The sequence below is a fragment of the Phytobacter sp. V91 genome (assembly GCF_965644225.1).
Taxonomy (GTDB): domain Bacteria; phylum Pseudomonadota; class Gammaproteobacteria; order Enterobacterales; family Enterobacteriaceae; genus CBFFRJ01.
Genome location: NZ_CBFFRJ010000118.1, coordinates 1 through 15896, shown reverse-complemented (window position 1 = coordinate 15896; position 15896 = coordinate 1). Strand labels below are relative to the sequence as shown.

12 protein-coding genes, 1 tRNA gene and 1 pseudogene are annotated in these 15896 nt (G+C 52.8%); 7 read left to right on the top strand and 7 right to left on the bottom strand.

Features of this window, described 5'->3' with window-relative positions; translation table 11 throughout:
• Window positions 1-86 precede the first annotated feature (86 nt).
• Both ACSZO4_RS19935 and ACSZO4_RS19930 read left to right on the top strand, forming a co-directional pair.
• On the top strand, window positions 87-518 hold the full coding sequence (locus ACSZO4_RS19935; protein ID WP_437890820.1) for a DUF898 family protein: 432 nt from the start codon (window positions 87-89) through the stop codon (window positions 516-518).
• 202 nt (window positions 519-720) lie between these two features.
• Complete coding sequence (locus tag ACSZO4_RS19930) at window positions 721-1923, top strand: YjgN family protein (RefSeq protein WP_437890819.1); 1203 nt, start codon at window positions 721-723, stop codon at window positions 1921-1923.
• Window positions 1924-1987: 64 nt separating this feature from the next.
• On the opposite strand, the gene ACSZO4_RS19925 is transcribed toward ACSZO4_RS19930, so the two are convergent.
• The 3 genes from ACSZO4_RS19925 to pepA all read right to left on the bottom strand — a co-directional run bounded on the left by ACSZO4_RS19925 (window position 1988) and on the right by pepA (window position 6934).
• Window positions 1988-4843, bottom strand: a complete 2856-nt coding sequence (locus ACSZO4_RS19925; RefSeq protein ID WP_437890818.1) for a valine--tRNA ligase — start codon at window positions 4841-4843, stop codon at window positions 1988-1990.
• Entirely contained in the window at window positions 4843-5286 is a 444-nt protein-coding gene (holC, locus tag ACSZO4_RS19920; protein ID WP_437890817.1) for a DNA polymerase III subunit chi, read from the bottom strand. Before holC ends, ACSZO4_RS19925 begins: the two co-directional genes overlap by 1 nt.
• Before the next feature lie 136 nt (window positions 5287-5422).
• Window positions 5423-6934, bottom strand: coding sequence for a leucyl aminopeptidase (gene pepA, locus ACSZO4_RS19915; protein ID WP_437890815.1), 1512 nt, complete (start codon window positions 6932-6934; stop codon window positions 5423-5425).
• A gap of 153 nt (window positions 6935-7087) precedes the next feature.
• On the opposite strand from pepA, the gene ACSZO4_RS19910 reads away from it, so the two are divergent.
• The 3 genes from ACSZO4_RS19910 (at window position 7088) to lptG (ending at window position 9385) form a co-directional block, all read left to right on the top strand.
• On the top strand, window positions 7088-7138 hold the full coding sequence (locus tag ACSZO4_RS19910) for a hypothetical protein (RefSeq protein WP_216637209.1): 51 nt from the start codon (window positions 7088-7090) through the stop codon (window positions 7136-7138).
• A 64-nt stretch (window positions 7139-7202) separates the two neighbouring features.
• Window positions 7203-8303: an LPS export ABC transporter permease LptF gene (gene lptF / locus ACSZO4_RS19905; protein WP_437890813.1), complete on the top strand. Its 1101-nt coding sequence runs from the start codon at window positions 7203-7205 to the stop codon at window positions 8301-8303.
• Window positions 8303-9385, top strand: coding sequence for an LPS export ABC transporter permease LptG (gene lptG, locus ACSZO4_RS19900; protein WP_437890811.1), 1083 nt, complete (start codon window positions 8303-8305; stop codon window positions 9383-9385). Before lptF ends, lptG begins: the two co-directional genes overlap by 1 nt.
• A 135-nt stretch (window positions 9386-9520) precedes the next feature.
• Here lptG and ahr read toward each other — a convergent pair.
• The 3 genes and pseudogenes from ahr to ACSZO4_RS19885 all read right to left on the bottom strand — a co-directional run bounded on the left by ahr (window position 9521) and on the right by ACSZO4_RS19885 (window position 12179).
• Window positions 9521-10529 (bottom strand): annotated as a pseudogene (ahr, locus tag ACSZO4_RS19895) (NADPH-dependent aldehyde reductase Ahr).
• A 58-nt stretch (window positions 10530-10587) separates the two neighbouring features.
• Window positions 10588-11166 (bottom strand): class I SAM-dependent methyltransferase, encoded by a 579-nt coding sequence (locus ACSZO4_RS19890; RefSeq protein ID WP_437890809.1) that lies wholly within the window; start codon window positions 11164-11166, stop codon window positions 10588-10590.
• Window positions 11166-12179, bottom strand: a complete 1014-nt coding sequence (locus tag ACSZO4_RS19885) for an HNH endonuclease (protein ID WP_437890807.1) — start codon at window positions 12177-12179, stop codon at window positions 11166-11168. Before ACSZO4_RS19885 ends, ACSZO4_RS19890 begins: the two co-directional genes overlap by 1 nt.
• A gap of 245 nt (window positions 12180-12424) precedes the next feature.
• Between ACSZO4_RS19885 and ACSZO4_RS19880 the strand changes: the two genes are divergently transcribed.
• A tRNA-Leu gene (locus ACSZO4_RS19880) sits at window positions 12425-12509 on the top strand.
• 200 nt (window positions 12510-12709) lie between these two features.
• A complete protein-coding gene (locus ACSZO4_RS19875; protein ID WP_437890805.1) occupies window positions 12710-13978 on the top strand; it encodes a tyrosine-type recombinase/integrase in 1269 nt (422 codons plus the stop codon).
• Window positions 13979-14340: 362 nt separating this feature from the next.
• Here the strand turns inward: ACSZO4_RS19875 and ACSZO4_RS19870 are convergent, their stop codons facing one another.
• Window positions 14341-15672, bottom strand: coding sequence for a hypothetical protein (locus tag ACSZO4_RS19870; protein WP_437890803.1), 1332 nt, complete (start codon window positions 15670-15672; stop codon window positions 14341-14343).
• Window positions 15673-15896 lie beyond the last annotated feature (224 nt).

Below are 15896 nucleotides of genomic sequence, written 5' to 3'. Positions count from 1 at the left end.
TACAGCTCAGCTAAGGTAAGGCTAATACAGATAAGGACTCCACTGAACCCCACCGATTAAATCGCACCTTCCTTAATCAAGTTACGATGTTCTCAGCCACGGATGGGGGGAATGACGAGTTAATAGGCGCGATGGTATTGCAGTATCGTACCAAGATCCTTGTCTGCTATATCCTCTATCTTGCGGGGATTCTGCTCTCTTCTGCATACCTCTGGCTGGCCTTTCGTAATCATTTTATGAATGGCCTTGCGCTTGCCCAGGGACGGATCCGTTTCCGCTCCACACTGACTTTCACCGGCTTTATTTTGCAGGTGCTGCTGATGGTGTTTGCATCCATGATTACCTTCGGCCTTGCCTGGCCGTGGATGAAAATGCGCTTTATCCGCTACCAGGCAAATCACTCCTGGGTTGAAGGCGATCTCGACAATATTGCACTGACTGATACCGATGAGCAGGCTGATACTGGTCTTGTGGCGAAGGTTTCACGCGGCGTAATGCCTGTGGTTCCCTTTATTTGATCTCTTCTGGCCGGAGCCCGCTTCGGTCTTTATTACACTTCTTGGCATTCTTTCGTCATACCATCTCCAGCCGCCGCTGACAATACCAGTAAAATTGGGCGCTACATTTTTAGCACATAATTAACTAAACTTAATAACGGAAATAAAAATACCGTAATGTTTATGTGGTTTATTTGTTGTCCTATTTACGATAAGGATTGTTATGACTTTTGAAACTCAAGGTGCTGCGGCGGCACCTTCCCGGAATTTCTCATTCCAGGGAAGCGGTGCCGGATATTTCTGGATATGGTTAGTCAATATCTTACTGACTATTGTAACCCTGGGATTGTTCTTACCCTGGGCGTTAGTGCGGGCCCGTCGTTATTTTTATGCGAATACTGAACTGGAAGGGGCGCGTTTTTCTTATCACGCCACCGGCAGTTCGGTATTTGTTGGCTGGCTGTGTCTGGTGGTGTTGTACGTCATATTCCTGGTTAACATGGTGAATAATAACGCCATATTAGCCTTGTGTATGACAGGGTTATTTTTGCTGTTCTTCCCATGGCTCGTCACCCAGGGGCTGCGTTATCAGTTCCTGATGACGGAAATTAATAATGTGCGCTTTAGCTTTTATGCCAGCCCGCTGCGTGCCTGGTGGGTGATGCTGGGTTGCCCGCTGTTAATCATGGTCGCTTCCATTATTGTTTTCTCGGTATTGATGAGCAGCACCATTGGCACCGGCTCTTACACGGCTATTTTCGTCGGCATCGGGATTGGTTCACTGGCGCTGCTGCTGGGCACCGCAATCATGCAGGGCATTTATACCGCCCAGTGGTACGGCATGCTGGTGAATAACCTTCAGTACGGCACGCAGAAGTTTGCTGCAACCTTCTCTATGAAGAAGTGCATCCTGATTGCGCTCTACTCCATGCTGCTGCTGTTCCCGTTCCTGGCGCTGGCGATGTTTATCATCGTTCCGGCGTTTGTCTCCCTGATGCAGTACTCCACTATGGTGGGGGGAAACCCGGAGCAGTTGGCGATGCTGGCCGGTCCGTTCTACGGCAAGATGGCGCTGGCGTACCTGATCTATATCTTTGGCGCAATCTTCTGTTTTATCTACGCCTTCGTAAAAATGCGTAACTACGTTTATGCCCAGGTGAGCCTTGCCGGAAGCATTCGTTTCTCCTCCACGGTGACCATTAGCCGCGTGATGTGGCTGTCGATTACCAACGTGCTGGTGTGCATGATTACCCTGTTCCTCGCGTGGCCGTGGGCGAAAGTGCGCTTTACCCGCTATGTGCTGGAAAATACCCATGTGCAGGGTGATTTGCAGAGCCTGACGTTAGAAAACCATGGTCAGACCCCTGCGAAAGATCCGGCGAACCTGCTGGCGCGTGGATTGTCCTTCTTCCCGGCGGTGTTCTAAGCGACACCGGGAAATAAAAAAGCCGGGCTTTGATAGCCCGGCTTTTCTGTTTACAGCGTAGCGATTACAGCGCGGCGATAACGGCCTGCTGCTCAATCAGCTTCGCTTTCGCTTCGGCATAACCATCGAGCTTCTCACGCTCTTTGGCAATTACCGCTTCCGGTGCGCGAGCCACAAAGCCTTCGTTGGAAAGTTTGTTTTCGATACGGCTGATCTCACCTTCGATCTTCGCCACTTCTTTTGCCAGACGCGCCAGCTCATCTTCTTTGTTGATAAGGCCAGCCATCGGGATCAGCAGCTCTGCGCCATCGACAATTTTGGTCACCGAAACCGGGCCTTTATCGTCGGCGGGCAGCACGGTGATGCTCTCCAGACGCGCCAGGTTGAGCAGGAAGCTGCGGTTGTCGTTCACACGACGCTCGGCATCCTTGCTGCAACCGCGCAGCAGCAGCTCAAGCGGTTTGCCCGGTGCGATGTTCATTTCCGCACGGATGTTTCGTACCGCGGTAATCGCCAGCTTCAGCCATTCGGTATCGGCCGCTGCGGCTTCATCAACCTGAGAGGCATCGTACTGCGGGATCGGTTGCAGCATGATGGTGTCCGCGGTGATGCCTTTGAGCACTTTCACACGCTGCCAGATGGTCTCGGTGATAAACGGAATGATCGGGTGCGCCAGGCGCAGCAGCGCTTCCAGTAAGTTCACCAGCGTATTGCGCGTGCCGCGCAGCTCTGCTTCTGTGCCGCCGTTCATTACCGGCTTGGTCAGCTCCAGATACCAGTCACAGAACTGGTTCCAGGTGAATTCATACAGAATGCCTGCGGCAATATCGAAGCGGAAGTTATCCAGCGCTTCACGGTAGGCTTTTACCGTCTGGTTGAATTCCGCGAGGATCCAGCGGTCCGCCAGCGACAGCGTCATTTCGCCGCCGTTAAAGCCGCAATCCTGCTCTTCGGTGTTCATCAGCACAAAGCGGCTGGCGTTCCACAGCTTGTTACAGAAGTTACGGTAACCTTCCAGGCGCTTCATATCCCAGTTGATATCGCGACCGGTAGACGCCAGTGCCGCCAGGGTGAAACGCAGGGCATCAGTGCCGTGCGGCTCAATACCGTTCGGGAACTGTTTCTCGGTGCGTTTGGCGATTTTCTCCGCCAGCTGCGGCTGCATCATGTTGCCGGTGCGTTTCTCCAGCAGGTCCGGCAGGGAAATACCGTCAACCATATCCAGCGGGTCAATGACGTTGCCTTTGGACTTGGACATCTTCTGCCCTTCGTCATCACGGATAAGGCCGGTCATATAGACGGTATGGAACGGTACCTGCGGCTTGCCGTTTTCATCTTTGATGAAATGCATGGTCATCATGATCATGCGGGCAATCCAGAAGAAGATGATGTCGAAGCCGGAGACCATCACGCTGCTTGGGTGGAACTGACGCAGGGCGTCGGTGTTTTCCGGCCAGCCGAGGGTGGAGAAGGTCCACAACGCGGAGGAGAACCAGGTATCCAGCACGTCGTCGTCCTGACGAAGCGCAACGTCGGCACCGAGGTTGTTTTCCTGGCGTACTTCGTCTTCAGTGCGGCCAACAAATACGTTGCCGTCGTTGTCGTACCATGCCGGAATACGGTGGCCCCACCACAGCTGACGGGAGATACACCAGTCCTGAATATCACGCATCCAGGAGAAGTACATGTTTTCGTACTGTTTCGGCACGAACTGGATGTCGCCATTTTCAACGGCTTCCACCGCCGGTTTGGCCAGCACGTCAGCACGCACGTACCACTGGTCGGTCAGCATAGGTTCGATAACCACACCGCCGCGATCGCCGTAAGGCACGGTCAGGTCGTGGGGTTTGATCTCTTCGAGCAGGCCGAGGGCGTCGATAGCGGCAACCACGGCTTTACGCGCGGCAAAACGCTCCAGCTTCTGGAACTGGGCCGGGATGGTGCTTTCGTAGACGTCGGACTCTTCGCCTTTGGTGTCATACACTTCGGCGCTTTCACGGATGTCGCCGTCAAAGGTCAGGATGTTGATCATCGGCAACTGATGACGACGACCAACTTCGTAGTCGTTAAAGTCGTGGGCCGGGGTGATTTTCACGCAGCCGGTGCCTTTTTCCATATCGGCGTGTTCATCGCCGACGATCGGAATGCGGCGGTTGACCAGTGGCAGCACGATAAATTTGCCGATCAGGTCTTTATAATGCGGATCTTCCGGGTTCACCGCCACGCCGGTATCGCCCAGCAGGGTTTCCGGACGGGTGGTGGCGACCACCAGGTAATTTTTGCCATCGGCGGTTTTTGCGCCGTCAGCAAGCGGGTAGCGAATGTGCCACATGGAACCTTTGGACTCGCGGTTTTCCACTTCGAGGTCGGAAATCGCGGTACGCAGTTTCGGGTCCCAGTTTACCAGGCGCTTACCACGGTAAATCAGGTCTTCTTTGTACAGGCGCACAAAGACTTCTTTAACGGCGTTGGAGAGGCCTTCATCCATGGTGAAGCGCTCGCGCTCCCAGTCCACGGAGTTGCCCAGGCGGCGCATCTGGCGGGTAATGGTGCCGCCGGACTCTGCCTTCCACTGCCAGATTTTGTCGATAAAGGCGTCGCGGCCGTAATCGTGGCGGGTTTTACCTTCTTCAGCGGCAATTTTACGCTCAACCACCATCTGGGTTGCGATACCCGCATGGTCGGTACCGGCCTGCCACAGGGTGTTTTTCCCCTGCATGCGCTGGTAGCGGATCATGGTATCCATAATGGTTTGCTGGAAGGCGTGACCCATATGCAAACTGCCGGTGACGTTCGGCGGCGGGATCATGATGCAGAAGCTTTCCTGGCTTTCATCGCCATTCGGTTTGAAGTAGCCCTGCTTTTCCCAGTGCTCGTAAAGCGGCTGTTCGATATCTTGCGGGTTGTATGTCTTTTCCATTATTTCCAGGTTGCCGTGTTCAGGTTGAAACCAGCCATGCGATAGGCTTTATAGCGCTCGCGAGCCAGTTGTTTCAGAGAGTCTTCGTAAGGCACAAAGTCTATCACTTCTGTGAAAGCGGTGGCAAAATCTGCAAAGTTTGTGCGCAAACTAATGAGAATGTCGCGGGGGCTGCTGTTGCGTTTCTGCGGCCAGGCCACTTCGACCGGCGCGCCGCCTCTGGGGCCTTCGCCCGCCAGATTATGCGGCACAAAACTTTCCGCAGGCCGCACCCACAGCGCCTCATCGAGCCTTAACGCCTGTTGCTCATCTTCGCAGGCAATCAGTACCCGTTTGCCAGTGCGCCAGCGTTCTGCGGCAATCTCACACACTAACTGCTCGACGGCGCTTAAGCCATCTTGCTGCGTGTCGTTGTCCAGAAGATAAAACGTGGCGTTCTTCATGATATGGGGCTTCTTGTGGTGGATTACATCCCCTTTCGCAGAGGACAGATCCCCTCTCCAGGGGGAGAGGGTTAGGGAGAGGGCGAATCATCACACCCTCACCCCGGCCCTCTCCCTGAGGGAGAGGGAGCAAAACTTACTCTTCCCCGGTAAAGCCAGCGCGGTTGAGCAGGAACTGCGACAGCAGGGCGACCGGACGACCTGTCGCTCCTTTGGCCTTGCCGGAGCGCCATGCGGTACCGGCGATATCCAGGTGCGCCCAGTTGTACTTGCGGCTAAAACGCGACAGGAAGCAGCCCGCCGTGATAGCCCCGCCCGGACGACCGCCAATGTTTGCCATATCGGCAAAATTGGAGTCCAGTTGCTCGTAGTACTCATCGCCCAGCGGCAGACGCCACGCGCGGTCGCCAGCCTGCTCAGAGGCGGCAATCAGCTCATGGGCCAGCGGGTTATGGTTCGACATAAGTCCGGTGATGTGATGGCCCAGGGCAATCACGCAGGCGCCGGTCAGGGTCGCCACATCGATAACCGCTTCCGGCTCGAAGCGCTCAACGTAGGTCAGCACGTCACACAGCACCAGACGGCCTTCGGCATCGGTGTTCAGCACTTCAACGGTCTGGCCGGACATGGTGGTCAGGACATCGCCCGGACGATAGGCCCGCCCGCCAGGCATGTTTTCACAGCCTGCCAGAACGCCCACCACATTGATGGGGAGCTGGAGCTCTGCAACCATCCGCATTACGCCGTAAACGGCAGCGGCGCCGCACATGTCGTACTTCATCTCGTCCATGCCTTCGGCAGGCTTGATGGAGATACCGCCGGAGTCAAAGGTCAGCCCTTTACCGACCAGCACAATCGGGCGGGTGTCTTCTGCCGGATTGCCTTTGTACTCGATGACCGACATCAGGGATTCGTTTTGCGAACCATTGCCGACTGCCAGGTAGGAGTGCATTCCCAGCTCTTTCATCTGCTGCTCGCCAATCACCCGGGTGATGACGTTTTTGCTGTAAGAGTCCGCCAGCTGGCGCGCCTGGGAGGCCAGATAAGCCGCATTACAGATATTTGGCGGCATATTGCCGAGATCTTTCGCCGCTTTAATACCCGCGGCAATCGCCAGACCGTGCTGAATGGCGCGCTCGCCGCTGGTCAGCTCACGACGGGTCGGCACATTGAAGACCATTTTACGCAGCGGGCGGCGCGGCTCGCTTTTGTTGGTCTTCAGCTGATCAAAGCTGTACAGCGACTCTTTGGCTGTCTCCACCGCCTGGCGTACTTTCCAGTAGGTGTTGCGGCCCTTAACGTGCAGCTCGGTCAGAAAGCAGACGGCTTCCATTGAACCGGTATCATTCAGGGTGTTAATGGTTTTCTGGATGACCTGTTTGTACTGGCGTTCATCCAGCTCGCGTTCTTTGCCGCAGCCAATCAACAAAATGCGCTCAGAGAGGACGTTCGGAACATGGTGCAGCAGCAGGGTTTGTCCTGGCTTACCTTCCAGTTCGCCACGGCGCAACAGTGCGCTAATGTATCCGTCGCTGATTTTGTCGAGTTGCTCGGCAATTGGAGAGAGGCGGCGCGGCTCAAAAACACCCACAACGATGCAGGCACTCCGCTGTTTCTCCGGGCTACCGCTTTTTACACTGAACTCCATGCACTACGCTCCTGAATCTTAAAGACAACAGCGGCGGCTACGGATAGAATTGCAAGCTTTCGTAACTCGGCTCCGCTGTTGCGGTGACTTCGTGTTAATCTTAACGTTACTTAGGTTTCGGCACGTCAGATCGGGGTCTGAAACGTTTCTCCGCTGAGTATATTAATCTTAGCGATGATTTCGACGACTCAAGAGAATAAATGACGTTTAAGCCACGAAACAAGCGATTTTCCAGTAAAAAGACTGGTTTTTACGGGCGTAATGTAAAGTGATAATCATAAGATATCTTGCGCGGGAGACGCTCAAAAGCCAGCTTGCGATCCTTTTCATCCTGCTTCTGATCTTCTTTTGTCAGAAACTGGTGAGGATCCTTGGCGCTGCGGTCGACGGCGAAATCCCTACCAATCTGGTGCTCTCGCTACTGGGTCTTGGTGTGCCTGAAATGGCGCAACTTATCCTGCCGCTCAGTCTGTTCCTCGGCCTGCTGATGACGCTGGGCAAACTTTATACTGAGAGTGAGATTACCGTCATGCATGCCTGCGGCCTGGGCCGGGGCGTGCTGGTAAAAGCGGCGATGATCCTGGCGCTGATCACCGGTGCCGTGGCGACTTTTAACGTGATGTGGGCAAGCCCGTGGTCATCGCGTCATCAGGATGTGGTACTGGCGGACGCCAAAGCGAACCCTGGCATGGCGGCACTGGCCCAGGGGCAGTTCCAGCAGGCTTCAGACGGTAACTCGGTGCTGTTTATTGAAAGCGTGTCGGGCAGCCAGTTCAACGATGTTTTCCTTGCCCAGCTGCGGCCAAAAGGCAATGCGCGCCCGTCGGTGGTGGTGGCTGATTCCGGTCATCTGTCCCAGAAGCCGGACGGCTCGCAGGTGGTGACCTTAAATCAGGGCACCCGCTTTGAAGGTACCGCGCTGCTGCGCGACTTCCGGATTACGGATTTTAAAGATTACCAGGCCATTATTGGTCACCAGACCGTGACGCTGGATCCGGATGATACCGAGCAGATGAGGCTTGGCACGTTGTGGCGTACCGATACGCCGCGCGCCCAGGCGGAGTTCCACTGGCGTCTGACGCTTATCTTCACCGTCTTTATGATGGCGCTGATGGTCGTGCCGCTGAGCGTGGTCAACCCGCGTCAGGGGCGCGTGCTGTCGATGCTGCCGGCGATGCTGCTTTATCTGGTGTTCTTCCTGTTGCAGACCTCGTTGCGGTCCAATGCGGCAAAAGGAAAAATTGATCCCTTGATTTGGATGTGGGCGGTTAACCTTGCCTACCTGGCGCTGGCGATTATCCTGAACCTGTGGGATACGGTGCCGATGCGTCGGTTGCGCGCCCGCGTGATGGGAAGAGGAGCGGTATAATGCAGTTGTTTGGCGTACTTGACCGCTATATCGGTAAAACCATTTTTACCACCATCATGATGACGTTGTTCATGCTGGTGTCGCTCTCCGGCATCATTAAGTTTGTCGATCAGCTGAAAAAGGCCGGGCAGGGGAGCTACGACGCACTGGGTGCAGGCCTCTACACCATCCTCAGCGTGCCAAAAGACGTGCAGATCTTCTTCCCGATGGCGGCCCTGCTTGGCGCACTGCTGGGGCTTGGCATGCTGGCCCAGCGCAGTGAACTGGTGGTGATGCAGGCCTCCGGCTACACCCGCATGCAGGTGGCGATGTCGGTGATGAAAACCGCTATTCCGCTGGTGCTGCTGACCATGGCGATTGGCGAATGGGTAGCCCCGCAGGGCGAGCAGATGGCGCGTAACCAGCGGGCGCAGTCGATGTATGGCGGCTCGCTGCTCTCCACCCAACAGGGGTTGTGGGCGAAAGACGGCAACAATTTTGTCTATATCGAGCGGGTGAAGAGCGATGACGAACTGGGCGGCGTGAGTATTTACGCCTTTAACGACCAGCGTCGTTTGCAGTCCGTGCGCTATGCCGCAACGGCGAAGTTCGATAAAGACCATAAAATCTGGCGGCTCTCCCAGGTGGATGAGTCCAACCTGACTGACCCGAAACAGGTCACCGGGGCCCAGACCCTGAGCGGCACCTGGAAGACCAACCTCACCCCGGACAAGCTGGGCGTGGTGGCGCTGGACCCGGATGCGCTGTCGATAAGCGGTCTGCACAACTATGTGAAGTACCTTAAGTCGAGCGGCCAGGATTCCGGGCGTTACCAGCTCAATATGTGGAGCAAAATCTTCCAGCCGATGTCGGTGGCGGTGATGATGCTGATGGCGCTGTCGTTTATCTTCGGCCCGCTGCGCAGTGTGCCGATGGGCGTGAGGGTGGTGACGGGGATAAGTTTCGGCTTTGTCTTCTACGTGCTCGACCAGATTTTTGGCCCGCTGACGCTGGTCTACGGCATTCCACCGATTATCGGCGCGCTGCTGCCAAGCGCATCCTTCTTCCTGATAAGCCTCTGGCTGCTGCTGCGTAAGAGCTAATTCCCTTTCTCCCTTTCTTGCAGGAGAGGGCCCCCGCTTTTCTCCCTCTCCCTGAGGGAGAAAACTGGGGTGAGGGTGAAAATCCCCGCACCTCACCCACAAACCTGTTCCCGCCTTTCCCTCAGCAAGAAGTCATCAGAAGTCCGCTTTTAGCACCACGCGATAACGCGCTTTACCGTCACGCACATGCTGCAACGCATCGTTAATCTGCGACATCGGGAACATCTCGGTGGTCGGTGCCACTTTCGCCCTTCCGGCAAATTTCATCAGCTTACGCAGCTCGAACGGGGTGCCCGTTGCGGAGCCTGAAACGCTTCTGTCACCTGCAATCAGGGTAAACGCAGGCACTTCCAGCGGCTTGAGCACCGCGCCAACGGTATGGAACGCGCCGCCGTGGGCCAGAGCTTCAAAGTACGGCTGCCACTGCAAATCAACGTTGACGGTGTTGATGATGAGATCAAACTGGCCCGCCAGCGCTTTTAACGCTTCCGGGTCGCGGCTGTTGACCACATTGTCTGCCCCCATCAGGCGCACTTCGGCTTCTTTTGACGGGTTCGAACTGAAGGCTGTCACTTCGCAGCCCATGGCGTGCAGCAGCTTGATGGCGATATGCCCCAGCCCGCCAATGCCAATCACCCCGACGCGGCTGGTGGCGGTGATATGGTGCATCAGCAGCGGTTTGAACACGGTGATGCCGCCGCACAGCAGCGGGCCTGCGGTTTCAATATCGATGCTGTCCGGCAGGGGAATTACCCATTGCCAGTCGGCGCGAATTTTGTCGGCAAAGCCGCCGCGATTGAGGATGGTCGGCACCGCACCCGTGTGGCAGTTAATCTGGTCGCCATTGATACAGGCATCGCAGTGGCCGCAGCTTTTCGCCGTCCAGCCGATACCCACACGCTGACCGATTTTCAACCCTTTGCTCTGCGCCGCACTGCCCAGCGCCACCACCCGGCCAATGACTTCATGCCCGGCGACCAGCGGATATTGTGAGAAGCCCCATTCGTTGTCGATCATCGACAAATCCGAATGGCAGATTCCGCAGTAATCCACCTGAACTTCGACATAACTCTCCCGCGTCATACTCGAACAGCTCCAGGTCAGCCCCGGCTTCTTTAGCGGCATAGCTTTTGATAATCGACATCGCCTTTCCCTCATGATGGTTTGAGAATTGAGTGTAGAAGATAGAGGAATTCATGGATCTAATCTTTGCGTAACAGGGCGTTAAGCCAGGTTTCGCTGCGATCTGGGCGTTTGTCCTGCGTTGTCCACATCGACTGAACCCGGATGCCCGTAAGCTGAGCGACCAGCGCGTTCAGCCCCGCTTCAGTTAAATCACTAAAATGGCGACCACCTTTTTCACGCTCGCTGTCGCCATATTTAAAGGAGACGTACCAGATACCGCCCGATTTGAGCGCCTGGGCGAGAGTGCTCATCACCTGGGGTAGCTCCTGCGCGGGGACGTGCAGTAACGACGCACAGCACCAGATACCATCGTAGCGGTTGCAGGCCTCAACCTCGTTAAAGGTCATCTGTTTGACGGGCAGACCGCTGTGCTCCGTTGCCATTCGCACCATTTCCGACGAGGCATCAAAGGCCTCGACCGCATAACCCATTTCCACAAAGGCACGGGCATCGCGACCGGAACCGCATCCGGCATCCAGCACGCAAGCACCGGGCGCGAGGTGCGCAATAAAAGGGGCGTAGAGTGATGCCATATCGACGCCGATGGTATCGGAGAAGAATGCCTGCGCATGTTGTTGGTAGTAGTTAATTGTCATCAGAAGGTATCCGGCCCGACAGCTTTGGGTTCCCATTGGTGGAGTAAGGTTACTTGTGCAGTGTTCCAGTTATTTGACAAAAAATTAGCCCGAAGTTCAGGCGTTGCTCCGGTCTGGCGGATCAGGGTTTCACGTAGCGGAAGATGGCTGGTAATAAAGTATTCGTTGCGATCGTGCAGGCGCTGAAGCAGTCTGGCTGAAGGAATACGGGATGATTTTCCCTGCTGCCCGCGGTTACAACATTTGCAGGCCAGCACCAGGTTCCAGACACCGTTTACATTCCCCACCTGGTCTTTGAGCATCCACGGAATAAAGTGATCGACATCGGCCAGGTTTGCGTCGCCTGGCTCCACGCTGATGGGCGCGAAGCAGTAGAAGCAACGCCCTTTCTGATAGCCGTTGAGGCTGTCGCGACAGCTGGTGATGGTAATGCGGCGGTTATTCTGGATGCTGAACAGCATATTGTCCTGCTCGTCATGCTCAACGGCGATAAGGTTGCGCGACACGCCCATCGCCCAGCCCTGCTCGACCAGATTCCAGCGCGCGTTTGTCTCAAACTTCAGGTTCTGAAACTGCTGCCGCTCGGTAAGCTGATGGAAGTTTGTCGTCAGACGAATGCCTTTGTTACCTTTGCGCTCATCAATAAAAAAGCGTTTCTCAATCTCGCCCTGGTTCACGTTGTGGAAGGCATCAATCACGTTGTTAAAGCCGAAGCGCACCGTGGCGGTGGTGAGGGCATTCTGGTCAATCTCCCCGGCATTAAACTGACGGCAGGCATCGAGATACTGACTTCTGGCAGAGGTGATTTGCTTGGGTGCCTGCGCCAGATGACGACACAGATGCTGGCTGAACGGCACGGCGAGATCTTCCAGCAGGATAAGGTCGCTGCCATCGCGCTTTACGTCGTACAACGCATGCGCCAGCGCGAACTTGTAGGAAGCGACATTTTTGCCAAAGAGGATGATGCCGCGCCAGTAGTTCTCCAGCGTGGGTTCGACCTGATAGAAACGCATGTCTTGTCCTGAGTTATGGATGTGGTGAATACCAGCAACCTGTAACAGGATCAGATAACAAGACGAGAAAAATGTAAACCACCACCGTCACGTTGCAGCGTTTTGCGAGCAGCCTTCCAGTGAAGAGCAGGGGGAGCGGGAGAAATGCCGATTTTTTCGGCATTTAGACGAGGCAGGGCGGGGGAATGCTTGCGCAGAGGCCTGCAACAGGTATAATGCAACCCGCTATCAGCATCCCCTTCAGTGCCGAAGTGGCGAAATCGGTAGACGCAGTTGATTCAAAATCAACCGTAGAAATACGTGCCGGTTCGAGTCCGGCCTTCGGCACCAAAAGTATATAAATAGACGTCAATCGACGTCTTTTTTTATGCCTGAAATCCGCTGCACACAAGGCTTCCCCAGCTTTTTCCCTCAACTGAAGTCAACCTGAGTCAACCCACATCAACAAGCTTGTGAGTATACTAATGAGTATATTTACCGATTCGATATTGCTTGTATACTCACGAGATACCAATGGAAGGAGGACCATTATGGCCCTAACGGATACTAAAGTTCGTTCTGCGAAACCTGAGGAGAAAGAGTATTCACTTGTTGACGGTGACGGCATGTTCTTACTTGTAAAACCTAACGGTTCCAAGTATTGGCGATTTCGTTTCCGTTTTGGCGGTAAACAGCATTTGATGGCGTTCGGTGTCTATCCTGAAATTTCACTGGCGGATGCTAGGAAGAAAAGGGAAGAAGCCAGGAAGCTGGTAGCTGCTGGTATCGATCCTCGTGAGCATAAACGTGCTGTGAAAGAAGAGCAGGCGAAAGAGATTATTACTTTCGAGAAGGTTGCCAGAGAGTGGCTTGTGACTAACCAAAAATGGTCGGAAGATCATGCTCATCGCGTAAAAAAGAGCCTGGAGGATAATATCTTCCCGGCAATTGGTGCTCGCAATATTGCTGAACTAGGCACCCGCGATCTATTAATTCCCATTAAAGCCGTGGAGACATCTGGACGTCTTGAAGTGGCTTCCCGTCTTCAACAGCGCACCACGGCCATCATGCGTTATGCGGTGCAAAGCGGTCTAATTGATTATAACCCGGCGCAAGAGATGGCGGGGGCGGTTGCTTCCAGCAATCGACAGCATCGTCCGGCTCTGGAATTAAAGCGCATCCCTGAATTACTCCAGAAAATAGACGGCTATACAGGCAGGCCGCTAACCCGCTGGGCAACTGAACTTACCCTGCTTATCTTTATTCGATCCAGTGAGCTACGTTTTGCTCGCTGGTCAGAGATCGATTTTGAAACGTCAATGTGGACCATTCCGCCTGAGCGAGAGCCTATTCCCGGCGTGAAACATTCTCAGCGAGGATCAAAGATGCGTACACCTCATCTGGTGCCACTTTCAAAGCAGGCGCTGGCGATCCTGAAGCAGATAAAACAGTTCTGTGGCGAACATGAGCTGATCTTTATTGGCGATCATGATCCGCGTAAGCCAATGAGTGAAAACACCGTAAACAGTGCGCTACGGGTGATGGGATATGACACTAAGGTTGAGGTTTGCGGCCACGGCTTCCGTACAATGGCCTGTAGTTCGTTAATTGAGTCAGGACTATGGTCGAAGGATGCGGTTGAAAGGCAGATGAGCCATATGGAACGTAACTCGGTGCGGGCGGCATATATCCATAAAGCGGAACACTTGGATGAGCGCAAGCTGATGTTGCAGTGGTGGGCGGACTTTCTGGATGCGAATCGGGAGAGAGCGATTACGCCGTTTGACTATGCGAAGATCAACCGGGGTAATGGAGAGTGAGTTGAATGCCATATTCGTTTAATTAAAGTTAATCGACACGCCTTAAGGGGGTAGCCGGTTGGTAATTTTTCCCAATGGCATTATCACTAAGAGCAATTTGCTCACTGATTTCATCGGCAAGAGCGATCCGCGAGATCTTCCAACAAGTAGATAATCAATAAGATTACTGAGCTTCACGCTCAATTAACTATGGGTGCTAATATATAAACGGCTGAGTACAAAACGCTGTTGCCACTAGCGTGAATTTCCACAGTAGATTCATACGTATCATCCAACTTAAACTCTAGGGGTACAGGGAAAAGTACCCCTTGTTATTTATTCCTTGTAACACCAAGATTAACCTTGCAGTTGAACATTTGTCACTATTTTATTTTAGTATCATGCTTTGTTCTCTTTAATTTTTTGATAAAATTGGTCGTTGGAACAAATATTTTTTGAGATGCGGCGATACATCTTATTAATGTACGCACAATAAAGCCAAATATTTTTAAAAGGATAAATTTAACTCTATGTTTTTCAGTTATGCTACGATTCTCTAAGTTGCCTATTTTTGTCATTACATTGGCAATTTTCCCACCAATAAAAAAAGACATAGCAATAAACCACATCCATCTATAATGAGGGGCATTTTTACTTAAGGATAAACGAGCTTGTTTTTTCAATAAACCTTGGCGGTACATTAATAATGATGTAATTACACATTCATTGGCGACAGCGAAACGGTCTGACATGCCTGTTTTAAATTTCCCCTCTTGAATGGCATTACAGTACGCTGGAGGGGGAGTTTGGCACCATCGGGAAGGTGGTGGCAATTGTGTTATTGCTTTTGAAAGAGACTTATTTGGACATAGTTTTTTATTGTAGTTTTGAAATTCCTGTCTGATTTTATCCGGAGATACTTGATTGCTATAGTACTCAGGAATTCTGTAAAAGGTGTCAAGGTTTTCAGGCATTACATATTCAATAACAGATGATTTCGTACTGGCAATATTTTCTAGCGTTTCTTGAATGTACGATGCCCACTGACAAGATGACATTTCGGAAAGCCCGCTATTGTCACACATGCGGCTGTAGTCTTTCACCTGAACAAGAAGATATTTGGCTGCATCATTAATATCTGTAATTGTTTCCTCATATGCTGTTTTACCGACAGCTACCTCTCTGTCTGATACCCAGAAAATACCGTTACCAACTGCTGTTAAGATGAGGAAAATATCTGTCCACTGTCTGAATTTCTCTCCTGTAGCAAAAACATCACTAATGATTATAGCCAATATCCATCCGCACAATAGTCCTATGAAACTCAGACTTGCGAGTCCAGCTGCGTTACCCGTTACACCTGTCCCCCCTATTGCATAGGTCAATGGCAACCACTGAATAACAGGAAGAAGGTGACACAGTGATAGTAGTCCTGGGGTTATAAGAAGCACAAAGGAAATGATGAGCCCCTTTTTTCTGGCAAGTACCCATGAACTCAAAAAAATAAAGGGTAATAATAAAATAAAGAACCCAAAAATAGAACCGCCTAAGACTATAGCAACTTTATTTGGAGACCAGTAACTGCTTAAAAGAACACCCTCTGTGCTCAATTCTATAAAGTTGGTACTAATCAATCCCATCCCATCCAGAGTTTGCAATAAAGCGTATCCAGCACTGTAGCAAAGCATGATGTAGGGATAAAAGAATAGAATCATAATTTACTCTCTATCGAATAGAATATTTATGCCTAATAGGGCTATGAGGATATTCCCTTGTACAGACATTTCATCAAATTCTCTTAAACTTCTCTCTATAGTCCGTAGGGATAGTCAGTCGAAGAACGTGGTGTTTACTATCTCTTCATCTAAGGAAGGTGCGATTTAATCGGTGGGGTTCAGTGGAGTCCTTATCTGTATTAGCCTTACCTTAGCTGAGCTGT